This is a genomic window from Variovorax paradoxus, from assembly GCF_024734665.1.
In the GTDB taxonomy this organism is placed as follows: Bacteria; Pseudomonadota; Gammaproteobacteria; order Burkholderiales; family Burkholderiaceae_C; genus Variovorax.
This window is the reverse complement of sequence record NZ_CP102931.1, coordinates 6,421,945-6,443,072: the sequence shown is the minus strand read 5'-3', so window position 1 is coordinate 6,443,072 and position 21,128 is coordinate 6,421,945. Positions and strand designations below refer to the sequence as shown.

General features: G+C 66.7%; 19 protein-coding genes. 2 read left to right on the top strand and 17 right to left on the bottom strand.

The window, feature by feature from the left end:
- Positions 1–2 precede the first annotated feature (2 nt).
- The 6 genes from NWF24_RS30135 to NWF24_RS30110 all read right to left on the bottom strand — a co-directional run bounded on the left by NWF24_RS30135 (position 3) and on the right by NWF24_RS30110 (position 5,214).
- The gene (locus tag NWF24_RS30135; protein ID WP_093053644.1) at positions 3–1,241 is read right to left on the bottom strand and encodes an ammonium transporter; all 1,239 of its coding nucleotides are present in this window, start codon (positions 1,239–1,241) and stop codon (positions 3–5) included.
- Positions 1,242–1,787: 546 nt separating this feature from the next.
- Positions 1,788–3,299, bottom strand: a complete 1,512-nt coding sequence (locus NWF24_RS30130; RefSeq protein WP_093053647.1) for a tripartite tricarboxylate transporter permease — start codon at positions 3,297–3,299, stop codon at positions 1,788–1,790.
- Positions 3,300–3,311: 12 nt separating this feature from the next.
- Positions 3,312–3,800 (bottom strand): tripartite tricarboxylate transporter TctB family protein, encoded by a 489-nt coding sequence (locus tag NWF24_RS30125; RefSeq protein WP_093053650.1) that lies wholly within the window; start codon positions 3,798–3,800, stop codon positions 3,312–3,314.
- Between the two features lie 200 nt (positions 3,801–4,000).
- A complete protein-coding gene (locus NWF24_RS30120; RefSeq protein ID WP_093127640.1) occupies positions 4,001–4,414 on the bottom strand; it encodes an RNA recognition motif domain-containing protein in 414 nt (137 codons plus the stop codon).
- A 181-nt stretch (positions 4,415–4,595) separates the two neighbouring features.
- Positions 4,596–4,832, bottom strand: a complete 237-nt coding sequence (locus tag NWF24_RS30115) for a DUF3820 family protein (RefSeq protein WP_093053658.1) — start codon at positions 4,830–4,832, stop codon at positions 4,596–4,598.
- 7 nt (positions 4,833–4,839) lie between these two features.
- On the bottom strand, positions 4,840–5,214 hold the full coding sequence (locus tag NWF24_RS30110; protein WP_371127361.1) for a translation initiation factor Sui1: 375 nt from the start codon (positions 5,212–5,214) through the stop codon (positions 4,840–4,842).
- Between the two features lie 41 nt (positions 5,215–5,255).
- On the opposite strand from NWF24_RS30110, the gene NWF24_RS30105 reads away from it, so the two are divergent.
- Positions 5,256–6,533 carry a DEAD/DEAH box helicase gene (locus NWF24_RS30105; RefSeq protein ID WP_258351728.1) on the top strand — a complete coding sequence of 426 codons (1,278 nt, stop codon included), beginning with the start codon at positions 5,256–5,258 and terminating at the stop codon, positions 6,531–6,533.
- A gap of 10 nt (positions 6,534–6,543) precedes the next feature.
- On the opposite strand, the gene NWF24_RS30100 is transcribed toward NWF24_RS30105, so the two are convergent.
- From NWF24_RS30100 to argE, 11 genes are all read right to left on the bottom strand, one after another.
- Positions 6,544–6,846, bottom strand: a complete 303-nt coding sequence (locus NWF24_RS30100; RefSeq protein ID WP_258355384.1) for a Dabb family protein — start codon at positions 6,844–6,846, stop codon at positions 6,544–6,546.
- Between the two features lie 83 nt (positions 6,847–6,929).
- Positions 6,930–7,688 carry a slipin family protein gene (locus NWF24_RS30095; RefSeq protein WP_258351727.1) on the bottom strand — a complete coding sequence of 253 codons (759 nt, stop codon included), beginning with the start codon at positions 7,686–7,688 and terminating at the stop codon, positions 6,930–6,932.
- Between the two features lie 93 nt (positions 7,689–7,781).
- Positions 7,782–8,957, bottom strand: coding sequence for an acyl-CoA dehydrogenase family protein (locus NWF24_RS30090; RefSeq protein WP_258351726.1), 1,176 nt, complete (start codon positions 8,955–8,957; stop codon positions 7,782–7,784).
- Between the two features lie 10 nt (positions 8,958–8,967).
- The gene (locus NWF24_RS30085) at positions 8,968–10,128 is read right to left on the bottom strand and encodes an acyl-CoA dehydrogenase family protein (RefSeq protein ID WP_258351725.1); all 1,161 of its coding nucleotides are present in this window, start codon (positions 10,126–10,128) and stop codon (positions 8,968–8,970) included.
- Between the two features lie 27 nt (positions 10,129–10,155).
- On the bottom strand, positions 10,156–11,055 hold the full coding sequence (locus tag NWF24_RS30080) for an SDR family oxidoreductase (protein WP_258351724.1): 900 nt from the start codon (positions 11,053–11,055) through the stop codon (positions 10,156–10,158).
- Positions 11,056–11,089: 34 nt separating this feature from the next.
- On the bottom strand, positions 11,090–13,036 hold the full coding sequence (locus NWF24_RS30075) for an acetyl/propionyl/methylcrotonyl-CoA carboxylase subunit alpha (RefSeq protein WP_258351723.1): 1,947 nt from the start codon (positions 13,034–13,036) through the stop codon (positions 11,090–11,092).
- On the bottom strand, positions 13,033–14,643 hold the full coding sequence (locus NWF24_RS30070) for an acyl-CoA carboxylase subunit beta (protein ID WP_258351722.1): 1,611 nt from the start codon (positions 14,641–14,643) through the stop codon (positions 13,033–13,035). Before NWF24_RS30070 ends, NWF24_RS30075 begins: the two co-directional genes overlap by 4 nt.
- A 99-nt stretch (positions 14,644–14,742) precedes the next feature.
- Positions 14,743–15,516 (bottom strand): MHYT domain-containing protein, encoded by a 774-nt coding sequence (locus tag NWF24_RS30065; RefSeq protein WP_258351720.1) that lies wholly within the window; start codon positions 15,514–15,516, stop codon positions 14,743–14,745.
- 140 nt (positions 15,517–15,656) lie between these two features.
- Positions 15,657–17,303 (bottom strand): hypothetical protein, encoded by a 1,647-nt coding sequence (locus tag NWF24_RS30060; RefSeq protein ID WP_258351719.1) that lies wholly within the window; start codon positions 17,301–17,303, stop codon positions 15,657–15,659.
- A 114-nt stretch (positions 17,304–17,417) separates the two neighbouring features.
- Entirely contained in the window at positions 17,418–18,689 is a 1,272-nt protein-coding gene (locus NWF24_RS30055) for a DUF445 domain-containing protein (RefSeq protein WP_258351718.1), read from the bottom strand.
- Positions 18,664–19,830, bottom strand: a complete 1,167-nt coding sequence (gene argE, locus NWF24_RS30050; RefSeq protein ID WP_258351717.1) for an acetylornithine deacetylase — start codon at positions 19,828–19,830, stop codon at positions 18,664–18,666. The genes NWF24_RS30055 and argE overlap by 26 nt, the downstream gene beginning before the upstream one ends.
- A gap of 105 nt (positions 19,831–19,935) precedes the next feature.
- Between argE and NWF24_RS30045 the strand changes: the two genes are divergently transcribed.
- Complete coding sequence (locus NWF24_RS30045; protein WP_258351716.1) at positions 19,936–21,126, top strand: glycerophosphodiester phosphodiesterase; 1,191 nt, start codon at positions 19,936–19,938, stop codon at positions 21,124–21,126.
- Positions 21,127–21,128 lie beyond the last annotated feature (2 nt).

Here is a 21,128-nt window from a genome sequence, read left to right as displayed (position 1 = left end):
GGTCAACTACTCCCGAGATGTTCTCTGTGCTGTGCAAGATCGAGGCCCAGCACCTCGCTGTCGGCATCGACGCGCAACCCGACCATGATGTGCACCAGAAACAGCACCACCGCCGTCCCCGTTGCGCTGTAGATAGCCACGCTGCCCACGGCGATCGCCTGCGTCAGCACGTCGCCCGTGGCGCCCGAGATGCGTGCATCGGCGAACACGCCCGTCAGCAGCGCGCCCACGATGCCACCGATGCCGTGCACGCCGAACACGTCGAGCGAGTCGTCCGCGCCAAGCAGGTGCTTGAGCCCGGTGGCGCCCCAGTAGCAGGCCAGCCCCGCGATGGCGCCGATGGCCAGCGCGGACAGCGGCGTGACGAAGCCGGCCGCCGGCGTGATGGCCACCAGCCCGGCCACCAGGCCCGAGCACAGGCCCAGCAGCGAAGGCCTGCGCCGCACGATCCATTCGCCGAGCATCCAGCTCATGGCGCCGGCCGCCGCCGCGATGTGCGTCACCAGCATCGCCAGGCCCGCGCGCCCGTCGGCCGCCACCGCCGAGCCCGCATTGAAGCCGAACCAGCCCACCCACAGCAGGCCCGCGCCCGTCATCGTCATCGCCAGGCTGTAGGGCTCGAAGGCCTCGCGCCCGTAGCCCTTGCGCGGCCCGAGCGCATAGGCGCACACCAGCCCCGCGATGCCCGCGTTGACGTGCACCACCGAGCCACCGGCAAAGTCGAGCGCGCCCATCTGCGCGAGCCAGCCGCCCGGCTCCCACACCCAGTGCGCGACAGGTGCATACACCAGCACGCTCCAGAGCAGCGCGAACCACAGGATCGCCGAGAAGCGCATGCGCTCGACAAAAGCGCCCAGCACCAGTGCGGTGGTGATGATCGCGAAGGTCAGCTGGAACATCGCGTAGACCGACTCGGGCACGTTCGGCGCGACGTGGCTTACCGCCACCTGCCCGGCCTCCTTCAGATACTCGAAGCCCGAGAACCAGAAGCGCCCGGTGCCGCCCAGCCAGGGCCAGCCCTCGGTAAAGGCCAGCGAATAGCCCACCGCGAACCAGGTCAGCGAGACCGCCGCGGCAATCGCCACCACCCCCGCCATGGTGGCCAGCACGTTCTTGCGGCGCACCATGCCCGCATAGAAGAGTGCGATGCCGGGCAGCGTCATCAGCAGCACCAGCGCGGTCGAAGTCATCATCCATGCGGTGTCTGCCGCGTTGATGGAGGCGTGCGGAGCCAGGGCCATGACCGTTTCTTCTTCTTGAAGTGATGGACCTTGGTGCTGCCTGCACAAGTCGTGCCACCCCGTTAACTATCAGAAACACTTTGGTTCGCAAATCGGGCTTTCTCGTTAAGGCAAAGCGGGTAATTCCCAATGCACTGAGGCGGTGCGCACCCTAAAGTCTGCCCACTCGCGAACGGGCCCTGCTCGTGCTGCCGAGGGTCCGAGGAGACAATCCCCAAGCAACAATAAAAATGCTTCAAAGGCTCCGTACGAGATGCCGTGTTTGACTTTGAAAGGCGCCGCTGGTCGGCGCCTTTTTTATGCCTGCATGACTTGACACACCTGCATCTTCAGCTCCCTTTTTGATAGCGCCACGGGTGGGGCAATCCTCCCCTTATGAAAATGCTGGTGGTAACGGGCGCCTCGTTGTTCGCCGTGTTTCCGGGCACCGTCGGCGACCCTGCTGGGCACCAACAAGAGCGCGTCCATTTGGGGCACGCACCCCGAACAAAGGCCCCAAATGAAAAAAGCCCCCGGAGTGGGGGCTTCTTGTGAGGACCGGAGCGCTCACTCCTCGACGAAGGCTTCCTCGCGCTTGGCCTTGATTGCAGGCAGTAGCACGATGCCCAGCAGCAGAGCCGCCGCCACCAGCAGCCCCGCCGACAGCGGCCGGGTGACGAACACGCTCCAGGCACCGCGCGACAGCAGCAGCGCACGCCGCAGGTTCTCTTCCATCATCGGCCCCAGGATGAAGCCCAGCAGCAACGGTGCAGGCTCCGTCCGCAGCTTGATGAACAGGTAGCCGATGAAGCCGAAGGCCGCCACCATCCACACGTCGAAGGTGTTGTTGTTGGTCGAGTACACGCCGATTGCGCAGAACAGCACGATGGCAGGGAACAGGAACTTGTAGGGCACCGTCAGCAGCTTGATCCACATGCCGATCAGCGGCAGGTTCAGGATGATCAGCATCGCGTTGCCGATCCACATCGAGGCGATCAAGCCCCAGAACAGTTCGGGGTTGCTGGTCATGACCTGCGGGCCGGGCTGGATGTTGTGGATCGTCATTGCGCCCACCATCAGCGCCATCACCGCGTTGGGCGGAATGCCCAGCGTCAGCAGCGGGATGAAGGAGGTCTGCGCACCAGCGTTGTTTGCCGACTCGGGCGATGCCACGCCGCGGATGTTGCCCTTGCCGAAGGGCACTTCGCCCGGGCGCATGCGGATCTTCTTCTCCAGCGCATACGAGGCGAACGAGGCCAGCAGCGCGCCGCCGCCGGGCAGGATGCCCAATGCCGAGCCCAGCGCCGTGCCGCGCAGCACCGCGGGCAGCATGCGCTTGAAGTCGTCCTTGGTGGGCCACAGGCCCTTGACCTTGTGCGTGAACACCTCGCGCTCGTCGTCGGGCTGCGAGAGGTTGCCGATGATTTCGCCGTAGCCGAACACGCCCATGGCGATCACCACGAAGCCAATGCCGTCGGTGAGTTCCGGAATGTCGAAGCTGTAGCGCGCGACACCCGAGTTGACGTCGGTGCCGACGATGCCCAGTAGCAGGCCCAGCACGATCATCGCCACCGCCTTCAGCAGCGAGCCCGAAGCCAGCACCACGGCGCCGATCAGGCCCAGCGTCATCAGCGAGAAGTACTCGGCCGGGCCGAACTTGAAAGCCAGCTCTGTCAGCGGCGGCGCGAAGGCGGCCAGGATCAGCGTGCCCACGCAACCCGCGAAGAACGAGCCCAGGCCGGCCGCGGCGAGCGCCGGGCCCGCGCGGCCCTGCCTTGCCATCTGGTAGCCGTCGATACAGGTGACCACCGAGGACGACTCCCCGGGCAGGTTCACCAGAATGGCCGTGGTCGAGCCGCCGTACTGCGCGCCGTAGTAGATGCCGGCCAGCATGATCAGCGCCGACACGGGCGGCAGCGCGTACGTGGCGGGCAGCAGCATCGCGATGGTCGCGACCGGGCCGATGCCCGGGAGCACGCCGATCAGCGTGCCCAGGATGCAGCCCAGCAGGCAATACAGCAGGTTGGTGAAGGTGAAGGCAACGCCGAAACCGATGGAAAGGTTGTGGATCAGGTCCATGGTGTGCGCTCCTCAGCCCGAAATGAAAGTGGGCCAGACCTGGATCTGGAGCTTCAGCGCCCAGATGAAGGCCACGTAGCTGCCAGCCGCCAGGATGGTCGAGAGGATCAGCACGTCGCGCAGCTTGAAGTGCTCGCCCGCCATGCTCGAGATGATCGTGAGCGCGTAGATCGCGATGATCATCCCCATGGCCGGCAGCCCGATGCTGGGCAGGCCGCCCAGCAGCACGCCGAAGGCCAGGTTGGCGCCGAGCACGAAGGCCAGCGGCTTCCAGGCCCACTTGCCGATCGGGTGGCCGTCGGTGGTTTCGACCACCAGCGCCTGGAACATGATGATGGCCCCGAGGATGGCCAGCAGGATGCCCAGCATGAGCGGGAAGTAGCCCGGCCCCATGCGGGCGCCGTCGCCGATGGTGTAGGTGGTCGCGCCTATCGCAAAGGCGCCCCCCACGGTGGTGAACATGACTCCTGAAAAGAAGTCAGCCTGACTCTTGATGCGCATGTCGTCTCGCCCCTCTTGTATGGAGGAGTGAGGGTCGTTCTGCGGGCCTGACCGTTGGCTGACCTGCCCGGTACGGACAAATGCTTACCGCAGGGCGAGGGTTCTCCCTCGGCGCCCCCTGCGCCACAGAGGGCCACAAACGAAAAAAGCTCCCGAAGGAGCTTTTTATTCAGAAGCCCGAAGGCTCTGGAGGGAAGGGCTTAGTAGCCGCCGCGACCACCGCCGCCGCCGCCGTAACCGCCGCCACCACCGCTGCGGCCACCGCCGCCGCCGCCGTAACCGCCGCCGCCGCCACCACCACCGTAGCCGCCGCCACCACCACCGCCGCCGTAGCCGCCGCCACCACCGGTACGGGGGGGACGAGCTTCCATCGGACGGGCTTCATTCACCGTCAGGGCGCGGCCCTGCAGCGAGTGGCCGTTCATGGCTTCGATGGCTGCGAGTGCTTCAGCATCCGAACCCATTTCGACAAAGCCGAAGCCCTTCGAACGGCCGGTGTCACGTTCCATCATGACCTTGGCGCTGACGATTGCGCCGAACTCGCCAAAGGCTTGTTCCAGGTCGTTGTCACGCACGGAGTAGGCGAGGTTGCCTACGTAGAGTTTCTTGCCCATTGAGGGACTCCTAATTCAAACCAACAAGACAAAGCGATGGAGTCCCAGAATCACAACAAACAAAATGCGCTGTGGCGCGAAACTGACCGATCACCGAATTACGTGCACGGGAGACAAAGCTCACAGACACGTAGGCCGGATTATCCAGCCCTAATTGCAAAAAACGTGGCGAAATCGTGTGTTATTGAGAAACATCCCGGCGCGACGGGCGGTTTCGCAACGGTTTCAGCAGGTCCGAGAGCCCGTTGTGGTCTATTTCATGCATCAAATGGAGTAGCCGGCCTATTTCTCCCGAGGGAAAACCCTCGCGTGCAAACCACGTCAGGTAATTTCCGGGTAAATCGGCAATCAGCGTGCCTTTGTGCTTGCCAAAAGGCATTTCGAGCGTCACCAGGCGCTGCAGGTCTTCGGGTTTCATCGCGCGCTCAGCCTCCCGCCCGCTTGACCGTGTGGCCCTGCTTCACGAGCGCGGCGATCACCGTTTCGCGGTGGTCGCCCTGGATTTCGATCACGCCGTCCTTCACCGTGCCGCCCGAGCCGCAGGCCGTTTTCAGCTGCTTGCCGAGTGCCGTGAGCGCCGCCGCATCGAGCGCAACGCCCTTGACCACCGTCACGCCCTTGCCTTTGCGCCCCTTGGTCTCGTGCGATACACGCACAATGCCGTCGGTGGCCGGAACGCGCGCCTTGAGTTCCTTGCAGCGGCACTGGGCCACCGGCTCCCCGCAGTCGGGGCACATGCGCCCGCCCGCCTCGGTGGAGTACACCAGGGCGCTGCCGGACTGATTGCGCTGCTGTTTCATCGTCGACATTCGATTCGTCTCTTCTCTCTCTGTCTGCTTACATGCCATTCGACTCACTGGGCCTGATCCCCGCGCTCGTGCAGGCTGCCGCCCAAAGCGGCTATGCCGCGCCGACCGCCATCCAGGCCGCGGCCATCCCCGCGATTCTGCAAGGTCGCGACGTGCGGGGCTCGGCGCAGACCGGCTCCGGCAAGACCGCCGCATTTTCCTTGCCCCTGTTGCAGCGCTTAGTCGCCGAAGCTGCGCAGTCGCCGCGCCGTGTGCGTGCGCTGGTCCTCGTGCCCACACGCGAACTCGCGGCCCAGGTCGGCGAGACCATGCGCAGCCTGGCGCAGCACCTGCCCGAGCGCCTGAAGATCGTCGTCGCATTCGGCGGCGTGTCGATCAACCCGCAGATGATGGGCCTGCGCGGCGGTGCCGACATCGTCGTTGCCACACCGGGCCGTCTGCTCGACCTGGTCGAGCACAACGCGCTGAAGCTCGATGCCGTGTCGATGCTCGTGCTCGATGAAGCCGACCGCCTGTTCGACCTCGGCTTTGCCGAAGAACTCGGCCGCATCCTCGCGCTGCTGCCCAAGCAGCGCCAGAACCTGCTGTTTTCCGCCACCTTTCCGAGCGCCATTCAGGCATTGGCAGATGGCATGCTGCACGACCCGGCCGTCGTCGACGTGCAGGGCGAGCCCGGCACCGAGCCGAACATCGTGCAGCGCGTGATCGAAGTCGACGCCGCCCGCCGCACGCAGCTGCTGCGCCATCTGCTGAAGCAGCACGAGAACGAATGGGACCGTGTGCTGGTCTTCGTCGCCACGCAGCACGCCGCGCAGATCGTGGCCGAGAAGCTCTACAAGAACGGCATCTACGCAGTGCCCTTCCACGGCGACATCGCGCAGGGCACGCGCACCGACATCCTTTCGCAGTTCAAGCAGAGCCGATGGGACGTGGTGATTGCCACCGACCTCGCGGCGCGCGGCATCGACATCGCGCAGCTGCCCGTGGTCATCAACTACGACCTGCCGCGCTCGCCCACCGACTACATCCACCGCATCGGCAGAACCGGGCGCGCGGGAGAGAGCGGCCTGGCGATCAGCTTCGTGAGTGCATCGACCGAGGCGCATTTCCGGCTGATCGAGAAGCGCCAGGGGCTGAGCCTGCCACGTGAGCGTGTCGAAGGCTTCGAGCCGACGGAAGTGGCGGTGCCAGTGGTCGATGCGTCGGGCACGGGCGGCATCAAGGGCAAGCGGCCGAGCAAGAAAGACAAGTTGCGTACGGCTGCTGCGCTTGCCGCGGCCCGGGGGGATGCTCCCGAGAAGAACGATTGACCAGCGCCGATCAGTCTGCCGCGTAATCGACCTGGTGCCGTGCGACGCGAAGGTCGCCCAGTTCTTCGCGCACGCGCAGGTGTGCAGGGTGCGTAGCGTAGCCGTCGAGCGAGGCCTGGCTGTCGAACTCGCTGTAGAGCACCACGTCGCAGGCATAGCTTGCGCGGCTCGAATCGACGCCCACTTCGATGTGCAGCAGGCCCGGGATCTGGCCGCGCAGCGATTCGAACTTGCGCTTGAGCAGTTGGCGGGCCTGCGTCTTTTCTTCCGGCGTGTCGCCACGCAGGTCCCACATCACGATGTGCTTGAACATGCGGACGATGGTAAGCACGTGCCTTGCGAAAGGCTATGCGCCGCGCGCCCCGCGCGTGAAGAACAGTTTTCCGTTTCCGTGCGCTATGCGTGCTTGCCGAGGAAGCTGGATATCAGATCCACCGGCAGCGGAAACACGATGGTCGTGTTCTTGTCCGCACCGATCACCGTGAGCGTTTCCAGGTAGCGCAGCTGGATGGCCTGCGGCTCCTGCGCCAGCACGCGCGCGGCCTGGAACAGCTTCTCTGAGGCCTGCAGCTCGCCTTCCGCGTGGATCACCTTGGCGCGCCGCTCGCGTTCCGCCTCGGCCTGCCGCGCGATGGCGCGCACCATCGATTCGGTCAGGTCGATCTGCTTGATCTCCACGTTCGACACCTTGATGCCCCATGAAGCCGTCTGCACGTCCAGCGACTCGCGCACGTCGAGGTTGAGCTTCTCGCGCTCGGCCAGCATGTCGTCGAGCTGGTGCTTGCCGAGCACCGAGCGCAGGGTGGTCTGGGCCAGCTGGCTGGTGGCGTTGAAGAAGTCCTTCACCTGGATGATGGCCTTCTCGGCATCGACGATGCGGAAGTAGACGACCGCGCTGACCTTCACCGACACGTTGTCGCGCGAGATCACGTCCTGCGTCGGCACTTCGAGCACTACGGTGCGCAGATCGACGCGCACCACCTGCTGGATGGCCGGTATCACGAGCACCAGGCCCGGCCCCGAAACCTTCGAGAAGCGCCCGAGGGTGAACACGATGCCGCGTTCGTACTCCCGGAAGATCCATACCGCTGAAAACAGCAGCACCGCCAGCAGAACAATGATGACGGCGCCGATGCCTGAGGTGAGAGAGAGCATGTCGGTCTCCTGCGACCCAGCGAAAGCGCTGGATGGTTGGACACCCGGTGCGCGGCGGCGTTCCTCGCAGCACGAAGAAAGAGAGGCCGGCGGCTACCAGCCCATCTGCTTGGCCGCCAACTCTTTCATGATCTCTTCGGCCCCGCCGCCGATCATCATCACCTTCACCTCGCGGTAGATGCGCTCGCTTACGGTGCCGCGCATGAAGCCCATGCCGCCGAGGATCTGCACCGCCTGGTCGGCGCAGAACTGCATGGTCTGCGTCGCGTGGTTCTTCAGCATGCAGATCTGCGCGACCCATTCGGGTGCGTTGAAGCGCCCGGCTGCTTCGAGCGCGTCGCCCTCGACCGACACCGCCTCGATCCAGGCCTCGGTGGAGGCGATGCGCATCTGCATGTCGACCAGCTTGTGGCGTACCGCCTGGTGCTCGATGAGCGCCGAGCCGAAGGTCTTGCGCTCGCGCGCCCAAGTCAGGGCCTCATCGAGGCAGGCCTGCGAGAAGCCCAGGGCGCCCGCAGCAAGGCCGATGCGCTCGCCGTTGAAGTTGCCCATGACCATGCGGAAGCCTTCGCCCTCGTTCCCGAGAAGGTAGCGCGCCGGCACGCGCACGTTGTCGAAGTGCAGCGTCGCGGTGTCGGAGCACAGCCAGCCCATCTTCGACAAGCGCGTGCGCGAAAGGCCCGGCGTGTCGCCTGGCACCATCAGCATCGAGATGCCGCCCGCGCCGCGCCCTTCGCCGGTGCGCACGGCTACCGTGATCCAGTCGGCGCGCATGCCGGAGGTGATGAAAGTCTTCTCGCCGTTGACCACGTAGTGATCGCCGTCGCCGTCTGTTTCCCGCTTTGCTGTGGTGCGCAGCGCAGCCACGTCGGAGCCGCCACCGGGCTCGGTGATGGCGAGCGCCGCGATCTTCTCGCCGCGCAGCACCTGCGGTACGACCTCTTGGCGCACCGCGTCGCTTGCATGCAGCACCACGGGCGGCAGGCCGATGTTGTGCGAGAACAGGCTCGCGAGCACGCCGCCGCTCTTGCCATGGCGCGCGAGCGCGACCCACGCAGGCAGCTTCAGCGAATACGAGGCGGGCGTGCCGCCGAGTTCTTCCGGATAGCCCAGGCCCAGCAGGCCGAGTTCGGCGGCACGCGCGTAGAGCGCGCGCGGAAACTCGCCCGCGTCATCCCACGCCTGCACATGCGGCGCGATCTCGCTTTCGGCAAAGCGCCGCACCGTATCGGCGAGCGCGGTGCGGTCGGCTTGCAGTTCGGCATTCATGGGGTGCTGTTCAACCGCGCGGCGGCCGCTTGGCGATGCCCATGGTCTTCGCGAGGATGCCGAGCATCACTTCGTCGGCACCGCCGCCGATGGAGCCCAGCCTGCCGTCACGGTACAGCCGCGAAACGCGGTTTTCCAGCGTGAAGCCCATGCCGCCCCAGAACTGCAGGCAGGTATCGGACACCTGCCGCGTGAGGCGACCGGTCTTGAGCTTGGCCATCGATGCGAGTTCGAGCACGTCTTCGCCCTGCACATGCAGGTCGCAGGCGCGATACGTGAGCGCGCGCAGCGCCTCCACTTCGGTCTTCAGCTCGGCCAGCTTGAACTGCACCCATTGCTGGTCGGCCAGCGTGGCGCCGAACATCTGCCGCTGCTGCGCCCATTCGATGGTCTGCGCGATGCAGTCTTCCATCGGTTCGAGCGAACTTGCGGCGGCCCACAGGCGCTCTTCCTGGAACTGCTGCATCTGGTAGACGAAGCCCTGGCCTTCCTCGCCGACGCGGTAGCGCTGCGGCACGCGCACGTTGTCGAAGTAGATGAGCCCGGTGTCGCTCGAATTCATGCCGATCTTGCGGATCTTCTTCGCCTTCTCGATGCCGGGGCTGTCCATCGGCACCATCACGAGCGACTTGTTGCGGTGCACCGGGCCGTCGCTGGTGTTGACCAGCATGCACATCCAGTCGGCCTGCAGGCTGTTGGTGATCCACATCTTCTGGCCGCTGATGAGGTAGTCGTCGCCGTCCTTGCGCGCGTGGCTCTTCAGGCCCGCCACGTCGCTGCCCGCATCGGGCTCGCTCACGCCGATGCAGCCGACCATGTCGCCGGCGATGGCGGGCGCCAGGAACTCGCGGCGCAGTTCGTCGCTGCCGAAGCGTGCGAGCGCGGGCGTGCACATGTCGGTCTGCACGCCGATCGCCATCGGCACGCCGCCGCAGCTGATGTGGCCCAGCGCCTCGGCCATCGCCATCGCGTACGAGTAGTCGAGCCCGGCGCCGCCGAAGGCCTCTGGCTTGTTCAGGCCCAGCATGCCGAGATTGCCGAGCTTCTTGAACACCTCGTGCGCAGGGAAGATCTCGGCCGCCTCCCATTCGTCCACATGCGGGTTGATCTCGTCGTCGATGAAGCGGCGCAGGGTCTTCTGGATTTCGAGGTGTTCGTGGGTGTACTGCATGGTGTCTTGTCTCCGGTCGTTCGTTCTTTACTTGTCCTGGAACACGCGCGGCGTCTGCGCGAGATGGAAGCCATCGAAAGGCCGCACCGCCGCGCGCTGCTGCGTCTGCGCATCGGGAATCTCCATCGGCCAGCCCATGCGCACCTGTGGCCGTGCGCCGTCCACGCGCAGCACGCTGCCGCTGATGAAGCTGGCCGCGGGGCTCAGCAGGAAGGCAATGGCGGCTGAGGTCTCGGCCTCGTTGCCGAAGCGCCCGGCGGGCACGGTGTTGCGCATGGCGCGCAGCATGTCGCCGGCTTCGGGCGGGTAGTGGTCCATGCCGCTCGATGCGATGTAGCCCGGCGCCACCGCGTTCACGCGCACGCCGCTCACGGCCCATTCAGCGGCGGCCGTCTCGGTGAAGCTCACCATGCCGGCGCGCGCCGCGCCGCTGTGGCCCATGTTGGGCATCGAGCCCCAGATGTCGGCCACGATGTTGACGATGGCGCCGCCGTTGGCCTGCATGCTTTGCACGTAGCACTCGCGCGCGACCAGGAAGCCGCCCGTCAGGTTGGTGTGGATCACCGCCTCCCAGCCCTTGGCCGAGATGGCGGCGAGCGGCGTGATGTACTGGCCGCCTGCGTTGTTCACGAGCCCGTCGATGCGGCCATGCGCGGCGACGACGGCGGCTATGGCTGCGCGCACCGCTTCTTCCTGGCGGATGTCGAAGGCCTGCGTGCTGGCCTTGCCGCCGCTGGCTTCGATCTCGGCGCGCACCTTGTCGAGCTTCTCGGGCTTGCGGCCGACCAGCACCACCTGCGCGCCGAGCGCCGCGAGTTCGTGCGCTGTGCAGCGGCCAATGCCGGAGCCGCCGCCGGTGACGACGATGACCTGTCCGCCGAACAGGCCGGGTGCGAAGACGGAGCGGTAGCGGGAGGATGCATTCATGCGGAAGACTTTCGGAAACTTGTCTTGAAGAGCGTCACGCGTCGGCGACCTCGGCCACCACATGGCGCGCGGCCACCTGCGTGCCCACCGCGACATGCAGTGCGACACGGCCGGAACGCGGCGCGCAGTGCACGTGCTCCATCTTCATCGCTTCGAGCGTGACGAGCGGCTGGCCTGCGGCGACCGCATCGCCCTCGGCCACCAGCAGGGCGATCACGCGGCCGTTCATGGATGCGCGCAGCAGGCCGTCGCCGGCGGTGTCGTCGGTGCGTGCAACCGCGACGTGCGTGAGGTTTTCCAGCTGGAATGACTGGCCGCGGAAGTGGAAATCCACGCGGTCGGGCTGCCGCACGACGAAGGCTTGTTCGGACAGGCCGTCGCACGAGAAGCGGAGGCTGCCGTTGCCGGGTAGAGCGAGCAAGGCGAGTTGCACAGGTGCTTTGTCGCCCAGTGCAATGTCGAACCGACCGGCGCCGCATGGTGTCACGCGGGCCGCGTGCACCGTGCCGTCGAGCGCGAAGCGCAGGGCGTTGGGGAGCGTGTGCGCGAGCGGCGAGGGCCAGCCGCGCTCGCCCAACTGGAGCAGCAGAGCGGCGAGCAATGCGGCGCGGGTGTCGTTCGCCGCGTCGGCGGCGAGCAGGGCGTCGAGGTGATCGCCGATGAAGGCGGTCGTAGCAGCACCGCTTGCGAACACGTCATGCGACAACACGCGTCGCAGAAGCTGCTGGTTGGTCGAGATGCCGAGCGCTACCGTGTCCTGCAAACCTGCGATCAGCCGGTGCCGGGCTTCCTCGCGCGTTTGGCCATGCGCCACGAGCTTGGCGATCATCGAGTCGTAGAAGGGCGGCACGGCGGCCCCGTCGCGCAAGGCGTGCTCGGCGCGCAGCGCGGCAGAGGGCCGCCACGCCGTGAGGGTGCCGCTTTGCGGCATGAAGCTCTGCCGCGGATCTTCGGCGCACAGACGCACTTCGATCGCATGGCCTGTGATGCGCACGTCCTGCTGCGCGAGCGGCAAAGGTTCGCCGGCCGCGACGCGCAGTTGCAGTTCGACGAGGTCGAGGCCCGTCACCGCTTCGGTCACCGGGTGCTCCACCTGCAGGCGCGTGTTCATTTCCATGAACCAGTACTGGCCTTCGGCGTCGAGCAGGAATTCGAGCGTGCCCGCGCCTTCGTAGGCGATGGCTTTCGCCGCAGCGACGGCGGTGGCACCCATGCGTTCGCGCAGTGCGTCGGACACTGCCGGAGAGGGCGCTTCTTCGACGACCTTCTGGTGCCGCCGCTGAACCGAACAGTCGCGCTCGCCGAGGTGGATGGCGTTGCCGTGCCGGTCCGCGAATATCTGTACCTCGACATGGCGCGGCGCGACGATGGCGCGCTCCAGGATCACGGTGGCGTCGCCGAATGCGTTGAGCGCTTCGGACTGCGCGCTGTGCAGCTGCGCGGCGAAGTCAGCGGCCGATGTCACGAGCCGCATGCCGCGCCCGCCGCCGCCCGCAGTCGCCTTGATCATCACGGGCCAGCCGATGCGCGCGGCCTCGGCGGCCAGCTTCTCCGCGCCTTGGCCTTCGCCCTGGTAGCCCGGAATGCACGGCACGCCCGCTGCCTGCATCAGCCGCTTGGCGCCGGCCTTGTCGCCCATCGCGCGAATGGCCTCCGGTGATGGTCCGATGAAGACCAGTCCCGCGTCTCGGCAGGCCTGCGCGAACGCTGCGTTCTCCGCGAGAAAGCCGTAGCCCGGATGCACCGCATCGGCGCCGCTGGCGCGCGCGGCCTCGATGATCGCAGCGATGTTCAGGTAGCTCTGCGCGGGCAGAGATTCGCCGATCCACACTGCCTGGTCGGCCTGCCGCACATGTTCGGCCTCCGCATCGGCGCTGGAGTACACGGCCACCGTGCGGTAGCCCATCGCGCGCGCAGTGCGCATCACGCGAACTGCGATCTCGCCGCGGTTCGCGATCAGGATCTTGTGGAATGCACTCATGGCCGCGCCACCGAAAACTGCATCGGCTGCGGCCCGCGCGCATCGGCATCGCGGCAGATGGAGAGCACTTCAGCCAACACCGCACGTGTGTCGCGTGGGTCGATCACGCCGTCGTCGAGCAGCAGCGCGCTGGTGGTGAACACGCTCATCTGCCGATCGAAGCGTTCGACGATCTGCTGCTGCATCGCATCGATCTTCGCGTGGTCGATCGCGCCCTTGCGCGCCATGCCCGCCTCCATGACGATGGCCATGGTCTTCGCAGCCTGCTCGCCGCCCATGACGGCTGTGCGCGCATTGGGCCACGAGAAGCAGAAGCGCGGCGCGAAGCCCCGGCCGCACATGCCGTAGTTGCCCGCGCCGTACGAAGCGCCGCAGTGCAGCGTGATCTGCGGCACGGTGGCGTTGGTCACGGCCTGGATCATCTTCGCTCCGTGCTTGATGATGCCGGCCTCCTCGTGCGCCCGGCCCACCATGTACCCCGTGATGTTCTGCAGGTAGACGATGGGCGTGCGCGTCTGGCAGCAGGCCTGGATGAAGTGCGTGGCCTTGGTCGCGCCGTCGGAATCGATGGGGCCGTTGTTGGTGACGATGCCCACGGCGTGGCCTTCGAGCCGGATGTGGCCGCAGACGGTGGCGCTACCGTAGTGCTCGCTGAACTCAAGGAACTCGGAGCCGTCGGCGATGCGCGCGACGACCTCGCGCATATCGACCGGCCTCCGTCCGTCGCTCGGCATGATGCCGAGCAGGTCTTCGGCGTCGTAGCGCGGCGGAATGAACTGGCGCGGCGCTTCGTTGCGCGCCCAGTCGATGCCGCCGAGGATCGAGCGCGCGATGCGGATGGCGTCGCGGTCGTCTTCCGCCAGGTAGTCGCCGAGGCCCGAGATGTGCGTGTGCATCACCGCGCCGCCCAGTTCTTCTTCGGTCGCGATCTCGCCGGTGGCTGCCTTCAGCAGCGGCGGTCCCGCGAGAAAGGCCCGCGTGCGGTCGCGCACCATCACGATGTAGTCGGACAGGCCCGTCTGGTAGGCGCCGCCCGCGGTCGAGGAGCCGTGCGTCACCGTCACCACCGGCAGGCCCGCAGCCGACAGCCGCGCGAGGTTGCGGAAGATGTTGCCACCGCGCACGAAGTCCTGCACGCGGTAGTGCATGAGGTTGGCGCCGGCGCTTTCCACCAGCTGCACGTAGGGCAGCTTGTTTTCGAGCGCGATCTCCTGCACGCGCAGCTGCTTGTCGAGGCCCATGGGCTGCAGCGCGCCGGCGTCGATGCCCGAGTCGGATGCGTTGACCATGCAGCGCACGCCCGACACCTGGCCGATGCCGGAGATCAGGCCGCCGCCGGGCACGCTCTTGGCCAGGTCGGGGTTGTCCTGCCCCAGCCCCGCGAGCGAGGCCAGCGGCAGAAAGGGCGCGCCGGTGTCGAGCAGCAGCGCTATGCGCTCGCGCGGCAGCAGCTGCCCGCGCTTGGCAAAACGCTCGGCCGAAGCGCCGGAGGCCGCTACGGCGCGGGCCTCGTGTGCGCGCACCTGGTCGAGTAGCGCGAGCATGCCGGTGCGGTTGGCCTGGAAGGTGTCGCTGGCCGCTTGCAGCCGGGATTCGATGACGGGCATGGGAAGAGTCTGTACAGGTCGCTTGTTTTCGCTCTGCACAGACTCTAGGGGGCGGGCGCCGCGCCCGCTTGCGCCTACTAGCTGGTCGTCAACCGGGCATCAGCCGGCGCGCGCGCGTGGCGCGGCAACGGGGGCATCGAGGCTGCTGCCCGTGACCACCCAGTAGATGAAGATCAGCACCGCGCCGGCCGTGCCGAACACCGTGAGACCCATGTAGCTGCCGCCGATGGCCAGCGCGTCGGCGGGCGCGGCTGCGATGCAGACCATGCTGGCCGCGCTCATGCCCACATAGTGCATGGTGCAGACCGCCACGCCCATCACGGCAGCGGCCGCGACCTTGTGCGAGAACTTGCGCAGGTTGAACGCCAGCCACAGGGCCGCCGCGGCGGCGGTGACGGCGATGAGCACCGACAGCCCGACCACCGCCAGGTCGAAGTTCATCGAGGCGCGCATGCTCATCGCGAACATGCCCATGTAGTGCATCACGCAGACGCCGATGCCGGCCAGCAGGCTGCCGGCGAGCCAGCCCGATTTGCTGAACTTGCGCCGTCCGCCGGCCATGTACAGCGCAATGCCGGAGATCAGGATGGCCGCAACCAGCGACACCACCGTGAGCGGCATGTTGTACGAAATGGCCACCGGCAGGCGGTACGCCAGCATGCCGATGAAGTGCATCGACCAGATGCCGATGCCGCCCAGCGCCACCGCGGCGCAGGCCACGACGGCGAGGTTGGGCTTGCCGTCCGCGCCGACCATGCGGCTGGCGCAGATGAGGGCCACCAGCGAGCCCGCGAATGAGATCAGGAAGGAGAGCGCCACCATGCCCAGGGAGTACTCGGGGGACAGGAGTTGGCCTACGACGAGCGGAGTCATGCGATGTCCTTTCAAGTTCAGGAAAAGAGCGCCTCGCAGACCTCCCGACCACCGGATGCAATCGGGACGCCACAAGACGTCCCGCGCAGTCTGTAATATTTGTTTTTAAAAGTAAACTCCAATTTACACTTATTGTTACCCTACCTTACGGGATGGATTCGATATATCGAATTGTTGCGGTCGGCCGCCATGTAGATCGTGCCGTCGCGCCCCACAGCGACGCCCGTGACCACGTAGGGCGGGGGCAGGCCGGGCCCAGGCGCGAGGCCGATCGGCAGGTTCTCGGCGACCGTGCGGCGTGTGCCGTCGGGGGCAATTTCCACCAGCCGCCGCGCCGCGCTCTCGGCCACGATGAAGCTGCCCCACGGCGTTTGCGCCACGCCTTCGGGCAGCGCCAGCCCGTCGGCCACGGTGCGCAGCGGCGCGCTGGCGTCCAGCGGAATGCGCAGCAGCTTGCCGGCGGCCTCGGTCACGTAGAGCGCGCCGTCCTGGCCGACGATCATCTGCACCGGGCCGTTCAGGCCGCTAGCAAGCACTGACTTTTCAGTGAACTTCGGCCCGCTGGCGCGGGTGATGCTGCCGGTAGCTATTTCGGCGTAGATCACGCTGCCGTCCGGCATGGGGATGGCGTCGAACGGCGCCTTCAGGCCGTGGATGGTTTCGACGGTCTTCAGCGTCTGCCGGTCGACCAGCTGCACCGTGCCCGTGAACCACGAGCTCAGCGCGAAGAGTTTTGGCGACAGCCCCACCGCGAAGGGGTAGTCGAGCTCCGGATCGCGCTGCATGCGGAACACGTCGCGCACCTCGCCCGTGCGCACGTCGACCTGGCGGAAGCCGAAGACGTCGGCCACCCAGAGGTCGTTGCCATCGATCTTCATGCCGGCCGGCACCGCCAGCTTGCCGCTGGTGAGCGTGCGCAGTTCGCCAGTGGCGGGGTTGAAGGCCTGCACCTCGTTGTTGGCCATGTTCGACACATAGATCGTGCCGTCGGGCGCGATGGCCAGGTTGTCGAGCGAAGGCCGCAACTGCTTCGCGACCGTCTTGCGCCCGGTGGCGAGGTCTACTTTCACCAGCTCGCCGCTGCGCGCATCGACCACCCAGAGGTTGCCCTTGCCGTCGAGGTTGGCGGCGGCCGGGATCTTGAAGCCATCGGCGATCACGGTCATGTTGCCGTTCGCCGGGTCGATCTTCACGACCTGCCCCTTGAACCACAGCGGCCCGTAGAGCATGCCGTCGGGGCCGGCTTCGAAGCCGTTGAAGCCGCCCATGTCCTTCTTGATGAGCCGCGGCGGCTTCTGGCCTTCGCGGTCGATCTCCCACAGCGCGTCGCCCAGGAACACTTGCGATGCGTAGAGCTTGCCGTTGCGGCGGTCGAAGTCGAGCGAGTTGAGGCCGAGCAGGTCCTTGGCCAGCACGCGCAGCGGGGCGGTGTCGCTCTCGCGGTAGCGCAGCATGCCCATGAGGTAGTTGGTCCAGGCCAGCTCGCCCTTCGGGCCCACGGCGATGTCGTCGGCCTGGCCTTCGGGTGCATCGATGAGCACCTTGGCCGCGCCGGTGTTGCGGTCGACCTCCCACAGCGTGTTGCCGACGACCGAGCCCGCGAGCAGCCGGCCCTTCGCGTCGATGGCCAGCCCGTGCACGCCCGAGAAGGACGAGGGCGCGACCAGCGCCTCGGGCGGGCCCCACGAGGCGGGCCGGGTGGGTGGCGGCGCAAGGCTGCTGCAGGCGCCCAGCAGGGCGAGGGTGGCGGTCAGCGCGATCGCGCCGAGGCTGCTTCTACGGGGCATGGTGTCTCCTCTTGTGGGTGCGCGAAGCAGTCTAGGAGGAGGAAGAGGCGGTGGAGTCTCTCCGGAGACACGATGCGGACTTTCGTCCGCTGTGGATTACCCGAGCCCGTTCGTTCAGCCGCGCAGCAACTGCGTCACCGTGTGGATCAGCAACCCCACCAGCCCACCTACAAGCGTGCCGTTGATGCGGATGAACTGCAGGTCGCGCCCGATGTGGCGTTCCAGCTCGAGCGTCATTTCCTGTGCGTTCCACTCGCCGACGCGTTCCTCGATGTAGCGGCGGATGTCTTCGCGGTAGCGCTCGATGGCCAGCGGCGCGGCGGCCTCGATCTGCTCGTTGATCCAGCGGCGGATGGCCTCGTCGCCCTGCAGCCGTGCGCCCAGCGAGCCGGCCATCGAGGCAATGCGCTGGCCAATCGCCGAGTCGTCGCGGCCCAGGTCGTCGTGCAGCCACGCCAGCAGCTCACCCCACAGCCCGTGCAGGTAGTCGCCGAGGGCGGGGTGCGCGATGAGTTCGGCGCGAATCTGTTCGCCGCGCTGCTGGAACTCGGGGTCGAGCTTCAGGCGCACCACGAAGTCGTCGACGAAGTGATCGAAACGCTTGCGCATCGGATGGTCGGGCTCGGCCGCCAGCTCGCCGATGGTGCGCGCCACGGCCGCGACGATCTTGCGCGTGGCCAGCTTGGCCGCCACCTGGTCGAGGCCCACGTAGCGCAGCGTCTTGATCTCGCGCGCGATGGCCTCGGTGATGTGCGCCTGCACCTCGTCGCCTTCGAGCAGACCGGCCACCTGCTGCAGCACGTCGTCGAGCAGGGCCTGGTGGCGCCCGCCGGCGGTGAGTGCATCGAGCGCCTGGCCGGTCAGGCGCGAGAGGTCAATTTTTTCGAGGCCGGCCGCGGCGGCGCGCCCCATGAAGTCGCGCACCCGTTCGTCGTCGAAGGCCGAGAGCCCGTAGCGCGTGGCGGCCACGCCCCACTCGCCGAGCTTCTCGCCGCTGGCGGGGCGCGCCAGCCAGTCTGCGATGCGCCCGGCTGCATCGAATTGCCGCAGCTTGCCGAGCACCTGTTCGGTGCTCAGGAAGTTGTCGCAGATGAAGCCCGCGAGCTTGGCGCCGATGCGGTCCTTGTTGCTCGGGATGATCGCGGTGTGCGGAATCGGCAGGCCCAACGGGTGGCGAAACAGCGCCACCACCGCGAACCAGTCGGCAATGGCGCCGACCATCGCGGCCTCCGAGAAGGCCGCCACGTAGCCCCAGGCCGGGTGCTGCGCATGCAGCGCGCTCGCCAGTACATAGAGCAACGCCGCGCCGCACAGCAGACCGAGCGCGACGCGCTTCATGCGCCCCAGCGCATCGCCGCTGTCAGCCAATGCTGGGGGTGGAAGCAAGGCGTTCCATGAACAATTCGCAGCGCGCCAGTTGTTCGAGGCTCACGAATTCGTCGGGCTGGTGCGCCTGCTCGATGCTGCCGGGGCCGCACACCACGGTGGGGATGCCAGCGTTCTTGAACAGACCCGCTTCGGTGCCGAAGGCCACCAGCGTGGTGCGTTCTTCGCCCGCCAGGCGCTGCGCCAGTTTGGTGATCGGGTTGTCGGCCGCGCCAAGGAAGCTCGGAATCTCGCAGATGGTCTCGAAGCTGAAGCCCGCGTCGGGCGCAACCTTCTTCATCGCCGGTTCGATGCTGCCCGCGTAGGCCACCACGTCGGCCTGCATGCGCTTGGCGTCGGCGGTCGGCAGGTCGCGGAATTCATAGCGGAACTCGGCATCGCGCGGCACCACGTTGTCGGCGATGCCGCCGTGGAACTGGCCCACGCTCGCGGTGCTGAAGGGCACGTCGAAGCCTTCGTAGCGCGGCTCGTTGCGCTCGAAGTCTTCCGCCATGTCGCGCACCTTGCCGATCACTCGGGCCGCCATCTCGATGGCGTTGACCGACTTCGGCGTGAGCGAGGAATGCGCCTCCTTGCCGCGCACGCAGCACTTGTAGCGGTACACGCCCTTGTGCGCGATGGCGGGCACCATGCTGGTGGGCTCGCCCACGATGCAGGCCAGCGGCTTGATGTTGGCATCGCGCATGTCGGCGATCAGTTCCTTCACGCCGAAGCAGCCGATTTCTTCTTCGTAGCTGAAGGCGAAGTGCACCGCGAAGGGCGAGTTGCTCTCGAGGAAGCGCTTGGCATTCGACAGCGCGATGGCAATGAAGCTCTTCATGTCGGCCGAGCCGCGCCCGTAGAGGCGCTCGTTCTGCACCACAGCGGAGAGCGGGTCGACGCTCCAGTCCTGCCCGTCCCAGGGCACCGTATCGGTGTGGCCGGAGACGATCACGCCGGCTGGCTTGCCTTCGCCCAGCGTGGCGAACAGGTTCGCTTTGGTGCGTTCGGCGTTGTAGGTGATGCGGCTTTTGACGCCCAGGGCCGCGAGGTGGCTCTGCGCGAAGTCGATCAGTTCGAGGTTGCTGTTGGCGCTGACGGTGTTCATGCGCACCAGGGTCTGGGCCAGCAGCAGGCTTTGGGGGGAAAGCGTGTGGAGCATGCAACACATTCTCCCGGAAGTCGGCGCGGCGCGTGCGTGGATGTCGTAGCCGTCACGCGAAGCGGGTACGCTGCCCCTCTTCTTTTGGACGGAGAAACCAGCACCATGCGCACCCTTCAGATCGCCTTGACCGCCACCGCCGCCCTCTGCGTGGCCGCCTGCAGCACCACCGGACCTTCCAGCAACAAGCTGCTGACGCTCGACGGCAACCCGCCGCTGGTCATCGCCCACCGCGGTGCATCCGGCTACCTGCCGGAAGAAACGCTCGAAGCCTATGCGCGCGCCATCGAACTCGGCGCCGACGTGATCGAGATGGACCTGATCTCCACCAAGGACGGCGTGCTCATCGCCCGTCACGACCCCAACCTCGCCCTCAACACCGACGTGGCCAAGCACCCCCGCTTCGCCTCGCGCAAGAAGACCATCAAGGTCGACGGCGAAACCCAGACCGGCTGGTTCAGCAACGACTTCACGTTGGCCGAGATCAAGACGCTGGGCGGCATCTCCACCGACGCCGAGCGTCCGCAGGAATTCAACGGCAAGTTCAAGATCGTCACGTTCCAGGAGATCATCGATTTCGCCAAGGCCAAGTCGAAGGAAACCGGCCGCACCATCGCCATCTACCCCGAGACCAAGAACCCGACCTACTTCCGCGAGCTCGGCCTGCCGATGGAAGACAAGGTCATCGCCGCCATCAACGCAGCCGGCTGGAACAGCAAGACCGCGCCCATCTACGTGCAGTCCTTCGAGCCCGGCAGCCTGAAGTACATGAAGAGCAAGGGCCTGAACACCCGGCTCATCCAGCTGATCGACGGCGACAGCGTCGACCTGAAGACCGGCGCCGTGACCTTCGCCGTGCCCAGCGACCGCCCCTACGACTGGACCAAGGCCGGTGACAAGCGCAACTTCGACGCCATGGTCACGCCCGCAGGCCTGGCCGAGATCAAGACCTACGCCGACGGCATCGGCCCGTGGAAGCGCTACATCGTGAGCATCAAGGGCACCATCGGCGCCGACGGCAAGCCGGTGGACGTCAACAAGGACGGCAAGATCAACGACGCCGACGCCACCTCCACCGCGCCCACCTCGCTGATCGCCGACGCGCACAAGGCCGGCCTGTTCGTGCACCCCTTCACCTTCCGCAACGAGTCGCGCCGCCTGGCGTCCGACTACAACAAGGACGGCAAGAGCGAATACGGCGTGTACTACAAGCTCGGCGTGGACGGCGTGTTCACCGACTTCACCGACACCGCGCTGGCTGCGCGCGCCGACTACCTGAAGAGCATCGGCCGCTGATC

Coding starts and splice junctions, on each gene's coding strand:
- NWF24_RS30100 (WP_258355384.1), bottom strand. CDS start 6,846: ATGTTCAAGCACATCGTGATGTGGGACCTGCGTGGCGACACGCCGGAA.
- NWF24_RS30105 (WP_258351728.1), top strand. CDS start 5,256: ATGCCATTCGACTCACTGGGCCTGATCCCCGCGCTCGTGCAGGCTGCC.
- NWF24_RS30130 (WP_093053647.1), bottom strand. CDS start 3,299: ATGGACCTGATCCACAACCTTTCCATCGGTTTCGGCGTTGCCTTCACC.
- NWF24_RS30110 (WP_371127361.1), bottom strand. CDS start 5,214: ATGAAACAGCAGCGCAATCAGTCCGGCAGCGCCCTGGTGTACTCCACC.
- NWF24_RS30075 (WP_258351723.1), bottom strand. CDS start 13,036: ATGAGTGCATTCCACAAGATCCTGATCGCGAACCGCGGCGAGATCGCA.
- NWF24_RS30045 (WP_258351716.1), top strand. CDS start 19,936: ATGCGCACCCTTCAGATCGCCTTGACCGCCACCGCCGCCCTCTGCGTG.
- NWF24_RS30120 (WP_093127640.1), bottom strand. CDS start 4,414: ATGGGCAAGAAACTCTACGTAGGCAACCTCGCCTACTCCGTGCGTGAC.
- NWF24_RS30065 (WP_258351720.1), bottom strand. CDS start 15,516: ATGACTCCGCTCGTCGTAGGCCAACTCCTGTCCCCCGAGTACTCCCTG.
- NWF24_RS30125 (WP_093053650.1), bottom strand. CDS start 3,800: ATGCGCATCAAGAGTCAGGCTGACTTCTTTTCAGGAGTCATGTTCACC.
- argE (WP_258351717.1), bottom strand. CDS start 19,830: ATGCTCCACACGCTTTCCCCCCAAAGCCTGCTGCTGGCCCAGACCCTG.
- NWF24_RS30115 (WP_093053658.1), bottom strand. CDS start 4,832: ATGAAACCCGAAGACCTGCAGCGCCTGGTGACGCTCGAAATGCCTTTT.
- NWF24_RS30070 (WP_258351722.1), bottom strand. CDS start 14,643: ATGCCCGTCATCGAATCCCGGCTGCAAGCGGCCAGCGACACCTTCCAG.
- NWF24_RS30085 (WP_258351725.1), bottom strand. CDS start 10,128: ATGCAGTACACCCACGAACACCTCGAAATCCAGAAGACCCTGCGCCGC.
- NWF24_RS30095 (WP_258351727.1), bottom strand. CDS start 7,688: ATGCTCTCTCTCACCTCAGGCATCGGCGCCGTCATCATTGTTCTGCTG.
- NWF24_RS30080 (WP_258351724.1), bottom strand. CDS start 11,055: ATGAATGCATCCTCCCGCTACCGCTCCGTCTTCGCACCCGGCCTGTTC.
- NWF24_RS30090 (WP_258351726.1), bottom strand. CDS start 8,957: ATGAATGCCGAACTGCAAGCCGACCGCACCGCGCTCGCCGATACGGTG.
- NWF24_RS30135 (WP_093053644.1), bottom strand. CDS start 1,241: ATGGCCCTGGCTCCGCACGCCTCCATCAACGCGGCAGACACCGCATGG.
- NWF24_RS30060 (WP_258351719.1), bottom strand. CDS start 17,303: ATGCCCCGTAGAAGCAGCCTCGGCGCGATCGCGCTGACCGCCACCCTC.